The sequence below is a fragment of the Streptomyces sp. WZ-12 genome, assembly GCF_028898845.1.
GTDB lineage: Bacteria > Actinomycetota > Actinomycetes > Streptomycetales > Streptomycetaceae > Streptomyces.
In genome coordinates this window covers 4,396,906-4,413,138 of record NZ_CP118574.1, presented here as the reverse complement: position 1 = coordinate 4,413,138, position 16,233 = coordinate 4,396,906, and the positions used below count along the sequence as shown (strand labels likewise).

Genomic DNA, 16,233 nt, shown 5'->3' with positions numbered 1-16,233 from the left:
TCACCGCTCGACGCCCCTCTGCCCAACGAGCCACCCCCGCCGTCGAGTCCGACGCCGCACCGGCCTCGCCCTCCCCCGACGGCGGGCCCTCTCGCGCTCCGGGGCTCACCCCTCCGCTGCCGCCTCCATCGCCGCGATGTCCAACTTCCGCATCCCCAACACGGCCTGCATCACGCGCGTCGCGCGGTCCCGGTCGGAGTCGTTGAGGAGGTCGGCCATCCCCTCCGGCGTGATCTGCCAGGACAGCCCGTACCTGTCCTTGAGCCAGCCGCAGGGTCCCTCCTCGCCGCCCTCGGAGAGCCGGCCCCAGTAGTAGTCGATCTCCTTCTGGTCGGCACAGCCGACGGCGAACGAGACCGCCTCGTCGAAGACGAACTGCGGTCCCCCGTTGATCGCGGTGAACTCCCGCCCGTCCAGCACGAATTCCACCGTCAACACGGTGCCGGCCGCCCGCGGCCCGGCCTCCGTGTAACGCGTGACGTTCCTGACCTCCGAGTTCGGAAACACCGAGCAGTAGAACTCGGCGGCCTCCAGCCCCTGGGTGTCGAACCAGAGGCTGGGCGTGATCTGCGGCATGACGCACTCCTGATGACGGGTCCGGACGGCCGGACGGCTGCGGTCGGTTGGCGGCTCGAAACGGGCCGTCCTCTGTATCGACCGCCGCGCGCGGCCGGACTCATCGCCATTCGGGTGGGATTCCGCCGGGGAGGGTACAGGGGGCGTTGGTGCGCCGATTGATGTCGTTGGCGATTGACCGGAAGGCGACGCTAGCTAGCCGTAGTTGGCGCCAACTAGCACCTCGTTACTTCCACGTGAACGTCACGTCCCTGGTGTTCAGGTGCATGCCCAGGGGGACGCGCCAGGCGTCCACGCACAGCCGCCAGGTGCCGGTCGCCGGGTGGCCGGGGGCGAGCGGGAGGGGGAGGCGGCGGGTGGAGCGGAGGGTTGCCCAGTCGATGCCGAGGGGGCCGATGACGTGGCTGCCGAAGGTGACGGTGCCGGAGGTGATCGGCGTGGGGCCGGTGTTGAGGAAGTCGATGGTGATCCGTTGGCACCAGCGGACGTCGGTGTCGGCGAGCACGGGCTTGCCCACCACCAGGCCGGCGGGGGCGTCCGGGCCGGCCGGGAGGGTGGGGGAGGGCGACGTGGGGGACGGGGAGCGGGACGGAGCGCCGGGTGAACTGGCTGGTGGGGGAGCCGAGTTGGAGCCCTGGCCCGGGATGGGGCTCGCGGGCGGGGAGGCCGGTGGGTCGGCCGGGCTCGGCGGTGGGGCGCTGTGCGTCGCGCCCAGGGAGGGGGTGTCGCCACCCGGGCCGGTAGACGGGCGGGGGTGTGCGGCGCCGCCGCGGTCGCCGTCCAGGGGGGTGAGTTGGACCCGACCCGGTGGGGCCGAGGGGCGCGTCGGTGCGACGCCGTCCGAGGGGCCGGCCGCGCCTATCGCGGCGTAGCCGGAGCCAGCCGCGCTGCCGCAGCCGGTGAGGAGGACGCCCAGGCAGCACACGGCCGCCGAGGCGGAGGCAACAGTCGTGGTCCGTCGCGTCATGGGGTACCTCCCAGCGAGGGCTGGGGGTCAGTGTTCCTGACGCAGCGTCAAGTGGGAAGGCGTGAGCACGGGTTGGCGCGCGAGAAGGTGTCTGGGGTCACGGTGCGCGGCCGGTCGTGCGGAGCCGGACCGGCGTCGTTGCGCGGTGCGGTCTCCCCTTGCTGTCCGCCGAGCGACCCGGAGCGGCTGTCGCCGGCTGCCCCTCGGCGGACCGTTCCTCAGTCCGAGATGAGTCCCTCGCGAAGCTGTGACAGCGTGCGGGTGAGCAGCCGGGAGACGTGCATCTGGGAGATGCCGACCTCCTCGCCGATCTGGGACTGCGTCATGTTGGCGAAGAACCGCAGCATGATGATCTGGCGTTCCCTGGGCGGGAGTTTGGCCAGCAGCGGCTTGAGGGACTCGCGGTACTCGACGCCCTCCAGCGCGCTGTCCTCGTAGCCGAGGCGGTCCGCGAGGGAGCCCTCGCCGCCGTCGTCCTCGGGGGAGGGGGAGTCGAGCGAGGAGGCGGTGTAGGCGTTGCCGACCGCCAGGCCGTCGACGACGTCCTCCTCCGACACCCCCAGGCACAGGGCGAGTTCGGGCACCGTCGGCGACCGGTCCAGCTTCTGGGAGAGCTCGTCGCTGGCCTTGGTGAGGGCCAGGCGGAGCTCCTGGAGGCGGCGCGGGACGCGGACGGACCAGGAGGTGTCGCGGAAGAAGCGCTTGATCTCGCCGACCACGGTGGGCATCGCGAACGTCGGGAATTCCACCCCGCGTTCGCAGTCGAAACGGTCGATGGCCTTGATCAGGCCGATGGTGCCGACCTGGACGATGTCCTCCATGGGCTCGTTGCGGCTGCGGAAGCGGGCCGCGGCGTAGCGCACGAGCGGGAGGTTGAGTTCGATGAGTGTGTCGCGCACGTACGCGCGCTCCGTGGAGTCCTTGTCGAGCGTGGCGAGCCGCAGGAACAGGGACCGGGAGAGCGAGCGGGTGTTGATGGCGTCGACGTCGTCATGCACGTGCGGTGCTGGCGCGGGAATCGCGGGAAGCACCTTTGAGCTGCCCAGTTCTACGGACATGCCACCCCCTTGAGGTCGCGGACGGGTCGCTGCGGCGCCCCCGGCCCAGGGTGGACCGAGGAGTCGTACCTCCACCTGAATACCGGAGGCAGCACCACGGCAAACGCGGTTCCTGCAGAATGTCACATGTCGGCAACACGCTGTAGCGTCTTGTCGACATATCCGTGCAGGAACGGGTCGCCCGTGCCGGTTAGGCGTCGATCCTGTTTGCGGATCGCAGTCGGGCGAAGCTCCGCGACAGTAGCCGGGACACGTGCATCTGCGAAACCCCGAGCTCCGCGCTGATCTGTGACTGCGTCAGATTGCTGTAGTAACGGAGCAGGAGGATGCGCTGCTCGCGCTCGGGGAGTTGGACGAGGAGGTGCCGGACGAGGTCCCGGTGTTCCACGCCGGCGAGTTCGGGGTCCTCGTAGCCGAGGCGGTCCAGCAGGCCGGGCAGTCCGTCGCCCTCCTGGGCGGCCTCCAGGGACGTGGCGTGGTACGAGCGGCCGGCCTCCAGGCAGGCCAGCACCTCGTCCTCGCCGATCCTGAGGCGTTCGGCGATCTCCGCGGTGCTGGGGGTGCGGCCGTGCAGCACCGTGAGGTCCTCGGTGGCGCCGTTGACCTGCACCCACAGCTCGTGGAGGCGGCGCGGGACGTGCACGGTGCGGACGTTGTCGCGGAAGTACCGCTTGATCTCGCCGACGACGGTGGGCATCGCGAAGGTGGGGAACTGCACGCCGCGGTCCGGGTCGAAGCGGTCGATGGCGTTGATCAGGCCGATGGTGCCGACCTGGATCACGTCCTCCATGGGCTCGTTGCGGCTGCGGAAGCGGGCCGCGGCGTAGCGGACCAGGGGGAGGTTGGCCTCGATCAGCGCGGCGCGGACGCGGGAGTGTTCGGGGGTGCCGGGTTCCAGGCCCACCAACTCGGCGAAGAGCACCTGCGTCAGCGCCCGGGTGTCCGCGCTACGGCTCTCGCGGGCCGGAGCCTTGGGCGCAGTACGGGCCGTCACGGTCACGCCACCCTTCACGGTGCAGGTATCACTGCATGTATCGCGTATCGCATGTATCCGGCAAAAGCGGTCATAGCATCACAAGACATGTGCACTGTGTGCAAGCACCCCATAACGCCGTGTTGAAGAGAGAGTTGGCGGCGTACGGGGGTCGTGCGGGGCGGGGTGTGGAGGGGGGTCCGGGGGCATGGCAGAGCCCCCCGCCGCGGGGCGGGGGGCCGGGGTGCGGGCGGCGCTGGAGGGCCGCCGCGGGCGCGGTTTAGAACGCGTAGTCGGCGATCACCCAGGTGGCGAATTCGCGCCACTGGGCGGCGGCCGCCTGGTGGGCCGGGTGCTCCAGGTAGCGCTTGAGGTCGTCGGCGTTGGCGACGGCCGAGTTGACCGCGAAGTCGTGGGCGATCGGGCGGTCGGAGATGTTCCAGCCGCACTCCCAGAACGTCAGCTCCGGGATCTCCTTGCCCAGCTCGGCGAAGGCGCGTGCGCCGGCCAGGACCCGCTCGTCGTCGCGCGTGACGCCCTCGTTGAGCTTGAACAGGACCAGGTGGCGGATCACGACGGCCTCCGTGCGGCGGGACGGTGCGCAGCCGGTCCGGCGGGCCGACTGGGACCTAGCTGACCAGCTGGGTCATGAACTCGCCGACGCTGTGGGCGGCGGTCGAGATGCCCTCGAACCCTATCTGGACGAGCCCCGCGGCCTTTTTAGGGGTGGCGATGATGGTCCAGAGCACGAAGATGATGACCACGTACATCGCGACTTTCTTCGCTGTCGCCATCTCTTCCGTCTCCCCTACGGCAATCCCGGCGCCCCTGTGGCGCCTCCGGGACGCCGGCCTCGGCGGCCGCCCCCGCTCCCGGTGCGTCGGGCGAGTGTAACCACAGGCGTTCGAGCCGGCGAGGCGCAACGGGCCGCCCGGCCCCGGCCTTCACGCGGGTCTTATGGACCAAAGGCCCCCCAAGGAGGGCCCTTCGCCCGCCTGTTGGGGCGGCCGGGGCGCGGCACGATGGGGGCACGAGGTCACGCGGATCTGGCAGGAATCCGCGGGCCCCGGGACCAGGTCCCACTGCGGGGTCCGGATCGTGCGCCCCCTGACGCGCACGGCACCGGCCACGGGGCCCGGTTCTCATCGGGGGAGGCGATCCGTCCCCCTGGCTCGCCTCCCCCGTCCCACCCCGCCCGCGCTTCCACCGCGCCCCTTCCGCGCGCCGTGTGCGCCCGCCGGTCGGTCCCGCCGGCAACCTCCGGGCCTCTCTCGTCGTCCCTCTCCCCGTAAAGCATCCCCGTACGCCGTAGGTTGCGCATGTACGCGACAATCACGCGGCACGGAGCGCGGGGTGGACCGCGGCGGTCGACCGCCGCGGTGCGGGCCCGCGCGGGACGACGAGAGGAACTCGGGGCTTACGACGATGAGCATCGACTGGAACCGGCGCACCTGCGCCCGGCGCGGTCACACCACCTATCTCCCGCACGAGGAGCACCTCCAGGCGAAACTGCACGCCGCCACCGCACTGGGCACCGCCTGGCGCTGTCTGCGCTGCGGCGACTTCGTGCTCGGCGAGCCGGCCGCCACCGGGCCGGCCGCCGACGCCCCGTTGGTCCCGCGCGGCAAGGTGCTGCGCGACCTGTTCATCCTGCGCTTCCTGGCCGTCGAACGGGCGGTGCGCGGGGTGTTCATCGTGCTGGCGGCCATCGCCGTCTGGCAGTTCAGCAACAGCCAGGACGCGGTCCGTCAGTTCTTCGACAAGAACCTCGACGCGATCCGCCCGGTGGCGGTCCACTTCCACTACGACCTCGACCACTCGCCGGTCGTCGACACCATCCGGAAGACCTTCGGCTACCACCACTCCACCCTGGTGCTGGTCGCCGCGGCCCTCCTGGCGTACGCCCTGATCGAGATCGTCGAGGCCGGCGGCCTGTGGGTGGCCAAGCGCTGGGCGGAGTACCTGACCGTGGTGGCGACCGCGGCGTTCCTGCCGCTGGAGATCTACGAACTGACCGAAAAGGTCAGTTGGCTCAAGGTCGCGGCCCTGGTCATCAATATCCTCGCGGTGCTCTACATCGCGTTCGCCAAGCGGCTGTTCGGGCTGCGGGGCGGCCGCGCGGCCTTCGACGAGGAGCGGCAGAGCGCCTCCTTGCTGGAGGTCGAGACGTCCGCCGGGATGCCCGCACCGGCCCATAATGGCTGAACGCACCGTACGAGGGGGAAAGTCACCCATGCGACCGAAGCTCATCAACTCCGCGCGCCGCCCGTCCGGTTCGACGCGCATATCCGCCCGCCGAACCGCGGTCCGCCGCCGCCCGGCGGCCGTCCTGGCGCTGCTGTTCGGCCTGTTGGCCGCCGCGGCCGGCCCGGCTGCCGCCGCCGGCCTCGCCGACGCCACCGCGGCCCACCCGGCCGTCGTGAGCGCCGGGCAGGCCGCGCCCGCCGCCCACCCGGCCGCCGACGCCGGCGTACGCGTCGCCGCGGCCGCCGAGGCGGCGCCCATGAAGTGGCGGCACACCACGCACGCCTCGCACGGCAGCAGCTACCACCACGTCACCAGCCAGGCGTCGTCCACCTCCCAGGGCAAGCCGAAGAAGAAGATGGGCTTCTTCAAGAAGCTGGGCATCTTCCTGATCGTGATCATCGTGGTGATCATCGTCATCGTGATCCTGGTGATCTGGATGATCGTGCACTTCATCCGGAAGGCGTTCCGCCGCCGCGGCTGACGCCCCGCGCCCACCGCGCACCGCGGGGGCGGCCGGAGCCCACAACGGGCCCCGGCCGCCCCCGTTTTCGTCTCCGCCCCGCGTTCCGGTTCGTTGCGGAGCGGCAGTACTCCCTGCGCCCAGGCGAACCCCATTGCTCATTGCTGGAGCAAAGTTTGAGTGTGGGGATGCGATGCTGGAGTGCGTGGGAGAGCCTTGGCTTCCGCCTCTGCGCTCGGGTTTCTCGCGCTCCCGCGGGTGGGCCCAGGCCATCAGACTCGGCCATTTTTGATCAACCCTCGACCCGGGGGGTCTTGACAGGGGGGATTTTCCGGCTAGCCGTCGCCGGGGCCCGGCGGGCGGGGCGGCGACGGGCAACTGGCGCCGGGCGTCCCGGCCTTGAGCCGGCGGCGGCCGGCCGTACGGGCGGCGCGTGGGGCGGCGGACGCGCGCGGGCGCCGCGCGACGGCGGTTGGCGCGAGAGGGGAGAGCCGCAGGTCGCGCGCCCCGGGGCGGTGGCGCGGCAGAGTCGGCGGCGCTTCTCGGGCGGTTCCACCGGGGATTGTCGGCCGATGCGGAGGGCGCTCGTACGGCCCGTGGGGCGGCCGATTCCGGGCCGCGGCCGGCGGGTGAGGGCATCGATCCTCGACCCGGCGCGAACGCAATCGGGGGGCGCGGAAGGGCGGTTGGCGCTGGGGCGGGGGCGGCCCCGGACGGGCGGCCGGCGGGCGGGGCGCGGTGCGCGTCCGGGGGCGTCGGCCACGGGTTGCCGGAGTTATACGGGCGGGTGAACACAGCCACTCTGAGCTGGAGTTCGTTGCTGTGAGGGTTTCCACCTGCATAGGCTCTTCACGGTTGTCAGTGAGGAGGGTCGGCTCTTGCCGGTATCCGCGGCGCGTCCGCAACCGGGAGCGGCCCAGCTATTGGGGGAGGGACCGCGTGCACTTAGACGCGTCAGACACACCTCTGCGCGGACGCGTGGAGGAAATGGCGTGCCTTACCAAAATCCTCGAATTCTGTCGTGACGGCGGCACCGCACTGATCACCCTTGAGGGCCCGATCGGGATGGGCAAGACCCGGCTGCTGCGGGAGTCCCTGAGGGTCGCCAGCGGTCTGGGCCTGTCCGTCGCCCTGACCACCCTCGACAAGCGGCGCGCGGCGCGCCTCTCACGGGCCCGGCAGGTGTCCATGGCCGGCAGGCCCGCGGTCATGGCCTTCGACAACGCCCACCACCTGGGGGACGAGGCCGTCAACGCGCTGGTGTCGGAGAACGCCAACAGCCACTACGGCACGCCCACGGCCTGGATCCTGGCCCGCCGGACGCGCGCCGGGGCGCCCCCGCTCGACAACTTCATCTCCAGCCCCGTCGCCGTCAACCGGCGCATCGCCCTCGGCCCACTGGACGCCCCGGCCTCGTTGGCGGTCTGCACCGACGTCCTGGGGGCCGGCCCCAGCCCGGAGTTGACGCGGGTGCTGCTCAGGGCCGGCGGGCATCCGCGGCGCCTGCACGAGCTGGTGGAGGGGATGCGCGAGGAGCGCAGCATCGCCGTCGTCGGACACCGGGCCGAACTCGTCGAGGACCGCATCCCCCGGCGGCTGACGCAGCGCGTGCACCGCTCGCTGCTCGGCTACTCCGACGCGTTCCGGCAGATGGTGCGGGTGGCGGCCACGCTCGGCCGCGAGGTCTCCTTCGGGCAGGTGGCCGACATGATGCAGCGTCCGCCGCTGGAACTCCTGCCGGTCCTGGACGAGTTGGTCTCGGCCGGCGTGCTGGTGCACCAGGGCGACAAGCTGGTGTTCTGCGACGAACTGCTCTGGCGGCTGATCTCGGACTGGATGCCGCCCACCGTGCAGGCGGCGCTGCAACGGCAGGCCGCCGCGCAGCACCCCCTCTGGCACCCCGCCGACCCGCCCGGTCCGCCGCCGGCCGACGACCGGGGCGCACCGGACCCCCCGGGCTTCGAGATCGACCCGGAGACCTTCGTCGGGGGCTTCACCGAGAAGCAGAGCAGCATCATCAGGCTGGTCTGCGAGGGACTGACCAACCAACGGATCGCCCGTCAGCTCCGGCTCTCCCCGCACACCGTCAACTACCACCTCAGGAAGATCTTCCGGGTGTTCGGGGTCAATTCGCGGGTCGAGCTGATCAGGGCGGTCCAGCAGCGGACCGGACGCGCGGACGAGGTCCCGGAAGGCGAGCGGCAGACCTGATCCGGCGCGATATCAGTGCACGTCGATGCGGTCACGGTAGGCGCGCTCGGCGCCCAACGTGACGTCGGGCCGCAGTAGTTCGGAGGCGAAGGCGCTCGGCGCCCGCCCGTCCGCGACGCGCTGCGGCCAGTCCCGGTCGCCCAGGGCCCCGCGGCCGAGCGCGAGCAGATCGGCGTGCCCCTCGTCGAGGACCGCCCGGGCCTGCTCCACGTCGTGCATGCCGCCGTTGGCGATCACCGGGCGGCCGGTGACCTCGCGGGCCAGGGCCGTGGCGGTGACGCCGGTGTCGAGCGTGGCGGTCTGCTGCCAGTCGCGGCCCTCGCTGGCCAGGTGGAGGAAGTCCGCCCCGGCCCCGGCCGCGGCCCGGAAGATCTGCTCGGCCTCCGTGGCGCCGCCGGGCCAGCGGTACTCCAGGTCGTTCACCTTCGTCTGGGACAGCCGTATGCCCATCAGGTACTCGGCGCCGACGGCCGCCCGCACCGCCCGCAGCGCCTCCACCATGAAACGGCTGCGTCCGGCCACGTCACCGCCGTAGCCGTCGGTGCGGGTGTTGGTGTACGTGGTGAGGAACTGGTCGATCAAGTAGCCGTTGGCGCCGTGCAGTTCGACGCCGTCGAAGCCCGCCTCCTTGGCCCGGACGGCGGCCCGCGCGAAGCCCTCAACCGCCTCGGCGAGGTCCGCGTCGGTGGCGGCGCGCGGCAGCGCCCAGGCCCCCGACCCGCCGTACGCGGCCATCTTCGCGCCGAGCGGCGGTACTTCGGACGGCGCGAGGGTGCCCTCGCGGTGGTGGTTGTGCTGCGACAGCGCGCCGCCGTGCATCAACTGCGCGACGAGCAGGCCGCCTTCGGCGTGCACCGCGTCCACCACCCGCCGCCAGCCGGCGACCTGCTCGTCGGTGACCAGTGCGGGCTGGTCGGGGTAGGACTGGCTGTAGGCGTGGTCGAGGTAGACGCCTTCGGTGATGACCAACGCGAAGCCGCCCTGGGCGAAGCGCGCGTAGTACCGGGCCATCTCGGCGGTGGGGACACCGTCTCCCGCGGTGCTGACCCGGGACATCGGGGCGACGGCCACCCGGTTGGCGAGCTTGAACGGGCCGAGCTGCGCGGGCGTCAACGCGGGGTGTGTGGAGGGCATATCGGGGTGGTTCTCCTGGAGTGTGCGGGGCTGGTTCGAGTCGGGACGGGATGTCAGCGGTGGAGCAGGGTGTCCTCCTCACGACGGCCCCGGGTACGCCGGTCCGGGCCGGTCCAGCGCCTCGCGTCGGGCGCCTGGAGGTCGAACTGGTCCAGGACCCGTGCGACGACGTGCGCGACGATGTCCTCGACGCTCTCGGGCCGGTTGTAGAAGGCCGGCATCGGAGGTGCGATCACCGTACCCATCCTCGTCAGGGCCAGCATGTTCTCCAGATGAATTTCGGAAAGCGGGAGTTCGCGGGGGACCAGAACCAGCCGACGCCGCTCCTTGAGCGTCACGTCCGCGGCGCGGTGCACCAGGCCGTCGCCGAACCCGGCGCGCACCGCCGCCAGCGTCTTCATGCTGCACGGCGCGATGATCATGCCGTCGGTGCGGTACGAGCCGCTGGAGATCGCCGCCGCCTGGTCGCCCGGCCCGTAGGCGCGGCTGGCCAGGGCCATCACCTCCGCCGCCGTCCAGTCGGTCTCCAACTCCACCGTGGCGCGGCCCCACTTGCTCAGTACGAGATGGGTCTCCACCCCCAGCGCCCGCAGCGTCTGCAGCAGCCGGATGCCGATGAGGGAGCCGGTCGCCCCGGTGATGCCGACGACCAGTCGCAGGTCCCGCCCGTGGCCCTCCATCGGCATCAGCCCTCCAGCGGATCGAGGAAGCTGCGCCGCACCGCGCCCCGCATCGCGTACGGGGCGGTGGCGTCGACGTAGCTGCGGTGTCCCCCCGCGGACCGGCCGCGCGCGCCGTCCCAGGCGACGGTCTGCGAGGGGTCGAGCCCGATGCGCGCGAAGCCCTCCACGTGGGCCGCGTCGACGGAGAGGTTGGCACGGGTGGTCAGCGCCCACAGCAGGTCCTCGGGCGAGGACGGATCGACGTCCTCGTCGACGAAGACCAGCAGCTTGACGAACGGATGGCGCTCGAAGATCTCCTTGGCCAGGCCGGGCAGTTGCCCGTCGACGGCCGCGGAGTCCTTGCGGACCTGCACCACCAGCAGGAACATCCCGCCGCCCGCGGGCGCGTAGTGCGCGTCGAGGAGCAGCGCGCCGCCGACGCCCGACAGGGCCACGGCCAGTTCGCCGGCCAGCCCGAGGATCAGCGACTGCTCGCGACCGGGGCCGATCACGGCCTGGAAGACGGGGTCCTCACGGGTCGTGACGGCGGTGACCGTGATGACGGGCAGGTCGGCGGCGCCCCGGCCGTCGTTGCCGAGCACCTCGGGCAGCGAGCCCGCCAACTCCCGCCCGGGCAGCGCCTCATCGGCCGTGGTGTCGTCCAGATAGCCCTCCAGGACGATCTCCGAGGCCGCGAAGGCGGAGACCGGCTGGGTGACCGCGGGCGCGAGGACCAGCGGCGCCCCGGCCAGTGCGCCGGCGAGCTGCACCTTGTCCGTGCCGGGCGGGAGGAAGGCGGAGCCGACGGCGGAGGCGAGCATGGCCGCCGGGGGCGCGCCGATGTTGATCGTCACCGGCAGCCGCTCGCCGCGTTCCCGCGCGTCCTGGTGCATGGCCCGCAGCCGCCGGCTCGGCAGCATCCAGATGACCACGTGCCGCTCGTCCCGAATGAGCATGCGGTGCACGGCGGTTGCGGTCCGCCCGGTGGCCGGATCGTGCGCGTGGAGCAGGCCGGTGGTGAGGTACGGACCGGCGTCGCGGGGCGTGGTGTGCAGGGCCGGCAGCGCGCCGAGGCCCACCCGGTCGCCGGTCGTGCGGTGCGCGAAGGGCGAGGAGTCGAGGTGCACGGGGGGCCGGAACGCCTCGGTCAGCGCGGCGGCGGTGCCGGCGTTGGCGCGCCGGGGCAGCCCCGGCAGCCAGCGGCGCAGCCGCTCGGCGTCCCCGTACGCGCCGACCGCGACCGGGACCGAACCGCCCGCGACGCGGGTGTAGACGGCGATGTCCTCGCTCCGGCCGGAGGGGGTGGCGGGCGCCCCCGCGTAGTGGGCGGCGTAGTGCGCCCCGATGGTCGTGGGGTCGTGCGGCTCGTCGTGCTCGTGGTAGGCCCCGGGCTCGTGCCCGCGGGCCTCCCGCAGCGCGGCGCGCAGCGAGAGGCCGGGCAGTTCGTCCGTCATCGGCCGGTCCCGGCCGGGGCGTTGCGGTGCGCGGCGATCTCGCGCTGGGCGGCGTCCGCGTCGTACCACCACGGGTCCAGGGACGGTGGCCGGTTGAAGCCCTCGGCGATGGCGGAGGCGAGCGAGGGCGCGTGCTGGGCGGCGTCGAAGAGGGCCACGACGTGGTCGGGGGCGGGCGGCAGCAGCCCGTTGGTCCAGCGGACCACGTGCCGGGCGTACTCCCAGAACTTCTCGAACGTCGCGTTCATCCAGTCCGCGTCGAAGCGGTCGGCGCCGCGGGCGAGGATCTCCCGCAGGTAGACGTCGGCGCTCTTCGCCGCGTTGTTGGAACCCTGCCCGGTCACCGGGTCGTTGAGGACGACGACGTCGGCCAGGCCGAGCACGGACCGGCCCGAGGGCAGGGTGGCCACCGGCCTGCGGACGGTCGGCGGGATGCGCCCGGCGAGGACGCCGCCCGCGTCGGTGAGGCGCGCCTCGGCGGCCCGCTCGCCCTCCCAGGGCAGGTGTTTGTCGAGCAACTCCTTGGTGAGCGCGAGGTGTTCCTCGGGGGACGAGACGTTCCCGAAGGCGTCGAGCGGCCCGCCGGGCACCGCGTTGAGGAAGATGCAGTCGCAGGGGCCGCTCTTGGTGAGCGCGGGAACGATGAAGTACTCGCCGAGGCCGGGCATCAGGTTGGCGCCGCAGGAGACGAAGGTGTCGCGGGGCCGCAGGCCGTGCACGTAGGAGACGGCGGCGACGCGCTGCGGGCCGTCGAAGGCCGAGCGCTTGGCGTCCCGCTCGAAGAGCTTGCCGAGCTCGCCCTTGCCCGCCGCGACGACGACGAGGTCGTGCGAGGCGGCGAGCGACTCCAGGTCCGCAACGCCCGCCTCGGCGATCCGCAGCGCGCCGCCGGCCGCCTCGAACTCCCGCAGCCAGGCGGCGATCTTGACCCGCTGGTCCACGGACTGGGCGGGTGCGGCCAGCCGCGCCTCGAAGTCGATGTGCTTCGCCGCGTCGAGGGCGATGGTGAACGAGAGCCCCTCGATGGTGGGGGCCTCGTCCTGCCAGCGGTCCAGGCCGAGGTCGCGCTCGATCGCCATCGAGTCGCCGAACATGATCTGGGTCGACATGACCCGACCGTCGAGCACCTGCTGCGGCGTGCGGTTCGACACCAGCGTGACGTCGTAGCCCTGTTGGCGCAGACCGAGCGCGAGTTGGACACCCGCCTGTCCGGCGCCGACGATGGCGATCGACCTCATGGCATGCTCCTTCTGCGAGACGTACGGAAAAGGGGAGAGGCGAAAAAAGGGGGAGAGTGGGGCCCGCCCCCGGCACGAGGGGGCGGGCCGGCCGCCTCAGGCGGAGGGGTGGGAGGCGGGCTCGGCCTCCGGCTCGGAGGAGCCGTCGAGGACGGGTTCGTCCTTGGGCTCCTCGGAGGTGAGGTGGAGGCCGATCACGCCACCGATGATCGCGAGGAAGCAGATCACCTTGCCGAGCGTGATCTGCTCGCCGTACAGCACCGCCGCGAGGAGGACGGAGCCGACGGCACCGATGCCGGTCCAGACCGTGTAGCCGATGCCGACGTCGATGGACTTCAGGGCGAGGCTGAGGAGGTAGACACCGCCGCCGCCCGCGACGATGGTGATGATCGACGGGACCAGCTTGGTGAAGCCGCCGTTGGCGCCGGAGCTGAGGGCGAAGACCACCTCGATCGCCGCGGCGATCAGGAGCAGCGTCCAGGCGGCCGCGGCGCTCTGCTTCTTGGGGGCCGGCTGCTGGGGAGCGCTCATCGTCACACCCCCGACAGGGTCTTGAGGCCGACGACGCCGCCGATGATGGCGAGGAAGCAGACCACCTTGGCCGGGGTGATCTTCTCCTTGAAGATCAGCGCTCCGAAGACCACCGTGCCGACCGCTCCGATGCCGGTCCAGATCGGATAGCCGACCCCCACGTCCAGGGTCTTGAGTGCCAGGCTGATGAAGTAGATGCCGCCGACGACGCCGACCACGGTGATCAGCGACTCCTTGAGCTTGGTGAAGCCCTGGGAGGCGCTCGCGCCGAGCGCGAAGATGATCTCGAAGACGACGGCGAGGGCTAAGTAGAACCAGGCCATGGTGGTGAAGGTGTTCCTCTCAGACGGTTGACGCTCGGGCTGGTGCCTCGTCGGCCAACGACCCGCTGCCCGCGACCACTTCGTGGTCGGTGAACATGCCGGGATGCTTGGCGCGCATCCGCTCCAGCAGCAGGTCGAAGGGGACGTCTGCGTAAGCGCCGTAGTCCTTCAGGAATTCCATCCGGGCGCCGTCGCGTCCGTCGTACGGGTGGTAGAGGCTGTCCGACGTGCCGTCGAACTCCAGCGGTGCCATGCCGTACAGGCGGCACAGCAGCTTGTTGAAGACCGGGGTCACCCGCAGCCACCGGCCGCCGAGGTGGACGGAGACCAGACCGTGGTGGAAGACCTCCCCGCCGACCATCTTCTTCAGCCGCTCCGAGGCCAGGTGGTTGCGGACATCGGCGTACACCAGACGGCTGGGGATGCCGACGGCGCGCACGGCGGCGGCGTACAGGATGGACTTGTGGACGCAGAAGCCCACTCCGGCGCGGGCGATGGAGCTGGCGCGCAGCGCCTCGCGGGAGAGCTTGGTGCCGTAGACCTCGTAGTTCAGGCCGTCGCGCACCGCGTAGTAGAGGCGCACCGCCCGCTCGGTCTCGGTGTCGGCGTCGCCGACGGCCTTGGCGACGAACTCCCGTACGGCGTCGGTCTCGTGGTCGAGGAACTCCGTGGGGCGACGGAGTTCCGCCAGGTTCTCCTCATGGCTCATGGCGGCGTGTCCCCTCTCAAAGGCCCATCATGGCTGCGATGCGGGTGCGCTGGATGTCGCTGGTGCCCGAGTAGATCGTCCCGGCCAGCGCATTGCGTACGTCCTGTTCGAGGCCGTACTCGGTCATGTATCCGTAACCGCCGAAGGTCTGCACGGCCGCGATGGCCGTGGACAGATTGCCCTCCGAGGCCAGGAGTTTGGCGGTGGCGACGTCGACGGTGGCGTCCTCGCCCGCGGCCACCTTCAGCGCCGCCTCGTACAGGGCGCGCCGGGCCGTCTCGACGGTGATCCGCATGTCGACGACGCGGTTCGCCACGGACTGGAAGGAGCCGATGCTCTTGCCGAACTGCTGGCGGGACTTGGCGTATTCGAGGACCCGCTCAAGGCGGTGCTGCATCTCTCCCACGTTGACGATGAAGGAGCACAGCACCTCCCACTTCATCACGTGGTCGAAGACGAGGAAGCCCGAGCCGGTCCGGCCGATGACGTTCTCCAGGGGGACCCGGCAGTCGTCGAAGAACAGCTCCGTCAGCGTCGAGGTGCGCAACCCCATCTTGGACATCGGCTTGCCGACGGTCAGGCCGGGGGTGTCGCGCTCGACCAGCACGGCGGTGACCCCGAAGGGGCTGCCCTGCGCCCCGGTGGAGACGTAGACGACGAAGACGTCGGCCACCGCCCCGTTCGAGACGAAGGACTTGTTGCCGTTCAGGACGAGGTGGCCGTCCTCCACCCGCCCGGTGGTGCGCATGTTGAGCATGTCCGAGCCGGCCTCCGGCTCGGAGATGGCATGCGCCCCGATGACGTCGCCCGCGCACACCGCGGGCAGGAAGCGCCGCTTGAGGGCGTCGGACCCGAAGCGCTGGAGGGGGACGCCGGTGCTGACCATGTGGGTGGTGACGGAGAAGGACAGGCCGCCGTCGCGGCAGGAGTAGCCCAGGCCCTCCAGGACGTACAGGGTGGTCAGCAGGGACTGGCCGAGCCCGCCCCACTTCTCGTCGGTGGGCAACCGCAGCAGGTCGGAGTCCTGGACGAGCTTCCACAGCTCACGGGAGAACTCGCCACGGGCGTCCCGCTCCAGGTGGCCTTCGCTGAGCCGCGCACCCAACGGGAGCACTGCCTCCCGCAGTTCGCGCTGATCATCGGTCCACTGGATCACAGCTCACCACTTCCAAGGTCTCGTCGTACGAGGGGGTATGCAGGAGGGGACGCGAGCCCCTCCCGGGGCGGGCCGGGGGCCGGTCCGCCCCGGGAGGACGGCCGTCAGTAGCAGGAGAAGCCGCTCTCGTCGAGGCTGTGGACCTCGTCGCCGTTCAGCGGGGGGTTGAAGACGCTGATCAGGTGGAGGTCCTCGTCGGGGTCGGCTATGAGGAAGTGGGCGTCGTGCTCGTTGAGCGCGTAGAGCACGCCGGGCTCCAGCCTGACCGTCGTCGAGCCGTCCGCGCTGGCCACCTCGCCCCTGCCGCCGACGCAGTAGCAGGCTTCCAGGTGATTGCGGTACTGCAGGCGGGACTTGGTGCCGGCCCGGACGAGGGTGTCGGCAACCGTGAAACCCATTTCGTCGGACTTCACCACGAGGCGGTGGCTGAGGCCATTGCCCCAATCGACGACCTGGACGTCGGACTTCACTCGGGCGAACATGGGATTACTCCTTTTCTAGGCCGACCGAACCCCCATGGCGAAGTCGCCGGGA

General features: G+C 71.5%; 18 protein-coding genes. 3 read left to right on the top strand and 15 right to left on the bottom strand.

From position 1 onward, the window contains the following. Positions 1-105: 105 nt before the first annotated feature. The 6 genes from PV796_RS18865 to PV796_RS18840 all read right to left on the bottom strand — a co-directional run bounded on the left by PV796_RS18865 (position 106) and on the right by PV796_RS18840 (position 4,368). Entirely contained in the window at positions 106-576 is a 471-nt protein-coding gene (locus PV796_RS18865) for a VOC family protein (RefSeq protein ID WP_274914468.1), read from the bottom strand. A 226-nt stretch (positions 577-802) separates the two neighbouring features. After that, complete coding sequence (locus PV796_RS18860; RefSeq protein WP_274914467.1) at positions 803-1,543, bottom strand: hypothetical protein; 741 nt, start codon at positions 1,541-1,543, stop codon at positions 803-805. A 218-nt stretch (positions 1,544-1,761) separates the two neighbouring features. Next, entirely contained in the window at positions 1,762-2,601 is an 840-nt protein-coding gene (locus PV796_RS18855) for an RNA polymerase sigma factor SigF (protein ID WP_274914466.1), read from the bottom strand. Positions 2,602-2,791: 190 nt separating this feature from the next. Next, positions 2,792-3,601, bottom strand: coding sequence for an RNA polymerase sigma factor SigF (locus tag PV796_RS18850; protein WP_274914465.1), 810 nt, complete (start codon positions 3,599-3,601; stop codon positions 2,792-2,794). A gap of 253 nt (positions 3,602-3,854) precedes the next feature. Next, positions 3,855-4,148, bottom strand: coding sequence for a Dabb family protein (locus PV796_RS18845; protein WP_274914464.1), 294 nt, complete (start codon positions 4,146-4,148; stop codon positions 3,855-3,857). A 55-nt stretch (positions 4,149-4,203) separates the two neighbouring features. Further along, positions 4,204-4,368: a hypothetical protein gene (locus PV796_RS18840; RefSeq protein ID WP_274914463.1), complete on the bottom strand. Its 165-nt coding sequence runs from the start codon at positions 4,366-4,368 to the stop codon at positions 4,204-4,206. 631 nt (positions 4,369-4,999) lie between these two features. Here PV796_RS18840 and PV796_RS18835 point away from each other — a divergent pair. The 3 genes from PV796_RS18835 (at position 5,000) to PV796_RS18825 (ending at position 8,492) form a co-directional block, all read left to right on the top strand. After that, entirely contained in the window at positions 5,000-5,779 is a 780-nt protein-coding gene (locus tag PV796_RS18835) for a DUF2127 domain-containing protein (protein ID WP_274914462.1), read from the top strand. 28 nt (positions 5,780-5,807) lie between these two features. Continuing rightward, on the top strand, positions 5,808-6,302 hold the full coding sequence (locus PV796_RS18830) for a hypothetical protein (RefSeq protein WP_274914461.1): 495 nt from the start codon (positions 5,808-5,810) through the stop codon (positions 6,300-6,302). 966 nt (positions 6,303-7,268) lie between these two features. Continuing rightward, the gene (locus PV796_RS18825) at positions 7,269-8,492 is read left to right on the top strand and encodes a helix-turn-helix domain-containing protein (RefSeq protein WP_274914460.1); all 1,224 of its coding nucleotides are present in this window, start codon (positions 7,269-7,271) and stop codon (positions 8,490-8,492) included. A 12-nt stretch (positions 8,493-8,504) separates the two neighbouring features. Here PV796_RS18825 and PV796_RS18820 read toward each other — a convergent pair whose 3' ends face one another. The 9 genes from PV796_RS18820 to PV796_RS18780 all read right to left on the bottom strand — a co-directional run bounded on the left by PV796_RS18820 (position 8,505) and on the right by PV796_RS18780 (position 16,181). Then, complete coding sequence (locus PV796_RS18820; RefSeq protein ID WP_274914459.1) at positions 8,505-9,626, bottom strand: NADH:flavin oxidoreductase; 1,122 nt, start codon at positions 9,624-9,626, stop codon at positions 8,505-8,507. A gap of 53 nt (positions 9,627-9,679) precedes the next feature. After that, positions 9,680-10,285: a UbiX family flavin prenyltransferase gene (locus tag PV796_RS18815; RefSeq protein WP_274919120.1), complete on the bottom strand. Its 606-nt coding sequence runs from the start codon at positions 10,283-10,285 to the stop codon at positions 9,680-9,682. 26 nt (positions 10,286-10,311) lie between these two features. After that, complete coding sequence (locus PV796_RS18810) at positions 10,312-11,742, bottom strand: UbiD family decarboxylase (RefSeq protein WP_274914458.1); 1,431 nt, start codon at positions 11,740-11,742, stop codon at positions 10,312-10,314. Continuing rightward, the gene (locus PV796_RS18805) at positions 11,739-12,980 is read right to left on the bottom strand and encodes a styrene monooxygenase/indole monooxygenase family protein (RefSeq protein ID WP_274914457.1); all 1,242 of its coding nucleotides are present in this window, start codon (positions 12,978-12,980) and stop codon (positions 11,739-11,741) included. Before PV796_RS18805 ends, PV796_RS18810 begins: the two co-directional genes overlap by 4 nt. Before the next feature lie 96 nt (positions 12,981-13,076). Further along, complete coding sequence (locus tag PV796_RS18800; RefSeq protein ID WP_274914456.1) at positions 13,077-13,511, bottom strand: DMT family transporter; 435 nt, start codon at positions 13,509-13,511, stop codon at positions 13,077-13,079. 2 nt (positions 13,512-13,513) lie between these two features. Next, positions 13,514-13,834, bottom strand: a complete 321-nt coding sequence (locus PV796_RS18795) for a DMT family transporter (protein ID WP_274914455.1) — start codon at positions 13,832-13,834, stop codon at positions 13,514-13,516. A 19-nt stretch (positions 13,835-13,853) separates the two neighbouring features. Next, complete coding sequence (locus PV796_RS18790; protein WP_274914454.1) at positions 13,854-14,543, bottom strand: transglutaminase-like domain-containing protein; 690 nt, start codon at positions 14,541-14,543, stop codon at positions 13,854-13,856. A gap of 16 nt (positions 14,544-14,559) precedes the next feature. Continuing rightward, positions 14,560-15,699, bottom strand: a complete 1,140-nt coding sequence (locus PV796_RS18785) for an acyl-CoA dehydrogenase family protein (RefSeq protein WP_274914453.1) — start codon at positions 15,697-15,699, stop codon at positions 14,560-14,562. A 104-nt stretch (positions 15,700-15,803) separates the two neighbouring features. Beyond that, entirely contained in the window at positions 15,804-16,181 is a 378-nt protein-coding gene (locus PV796_RS18780; protein WP_274914452.1) for an ectoine synthase, read from the bottom strand. Positions 16,182-16,233 lie beyond the last annotated feature (52 nt).

Coding starts and splice junctions, on each gene's coding strand:
- PV796_RS18800 (WP_274914456.1), bottom strand. CDS start 13,511: ATGAGCGCTCCCCAGCAGCCGGCCCCCAAGAAGCAGAGCGCCGCGGCC.
- PV796_RS18780 (WP_274914452.1), bottom strand. CDS start 16,181: ATGTTCGCCCGAGTGAAGTCCGACGTCCAGGTCGTCGATTGGGGCAAT.
- PV796_RS18790 (WP_274914454.1), bottom strand. CDS start 14,543: ATGAGCCATGAGGAGAACCTGGCGGAACTCCGTCGCCCCACGGAGTTC.
- PV796_RS18795 (WP_274914455.1), bottom strand. CDS start 13,834: ATGGCCTGGTTCTACTTAGCCCTCGCCGTCGTCTTCGAGATCATCTTC.
- PV796_RS18820 (WP_274914459.1), bottom strand. CDS start 9,626: ATGCCCTCCACACACCCCGCGTTGACGCCCGCGCAGCTCGGCCCGTTC.
- PV796_RS18825 (WP_274914460.1), top strand. CDS start 7,269: ATGGCGTGCCTTACCAAAATCCTCGAATTCTGTCGTGACGGCGGCACC.
- PV796_RS18840 (WP_274914463.1), bottom strand. CDS start 4,368: ATGGCGACAGCGAAGAAAGTCGCGATGTACGTGGTCATCATCTTCGTG.
- PV796_RS18830 (WP_274914461.1), top strand. CDS start 5,808: ATGCGACCGAAGCTCATCAACTCCGCGCGCCGCCCGTCCGGTTCGACG.
- PV796_RS18860 (WP_274914467.1), bottom strand. CDS start 1,543: ATGACGCGACGGACCACGACTGTTGCCTCCGCCTCGGCGGCCGTGTGC.
- PV796_RS18835 (WP_274914462.1), top strand. CDS start 5,000: ATGAGCATCGACTGGAACCGGCGCACCTGCGCCCGGCGCGGTCACACC.
- PV796_RS18865 (WP_274914468.1), bottom strand. CDS start 576: ATGCCGCAGATCACGCCCAGCCTCTGGTTCGACACCCAGGGGCTGGAG.
- PV796_RS18805 (WP_274914457.1), bottom strand. CDS start 12,980: ATGAGGTCGATCGCCATCGTCGGCGCCGGACAGGCGGGTGTCCAACTC.
- PV796_RS18855 (WP_274914466.1), bottom strand. CDS start 2,601: ATGTCCGTAGAACTGGGCAGCTCAAAGGTGCTTCCCGCGATTCCCGCG.
- PV796_RS18810 (WP_274914458.1), bottom strand. CDS start 11,742: ATGACGGACGAACTGCCCGGCCTCTCGCTGCGCGCCGCGCTGCGGGAG.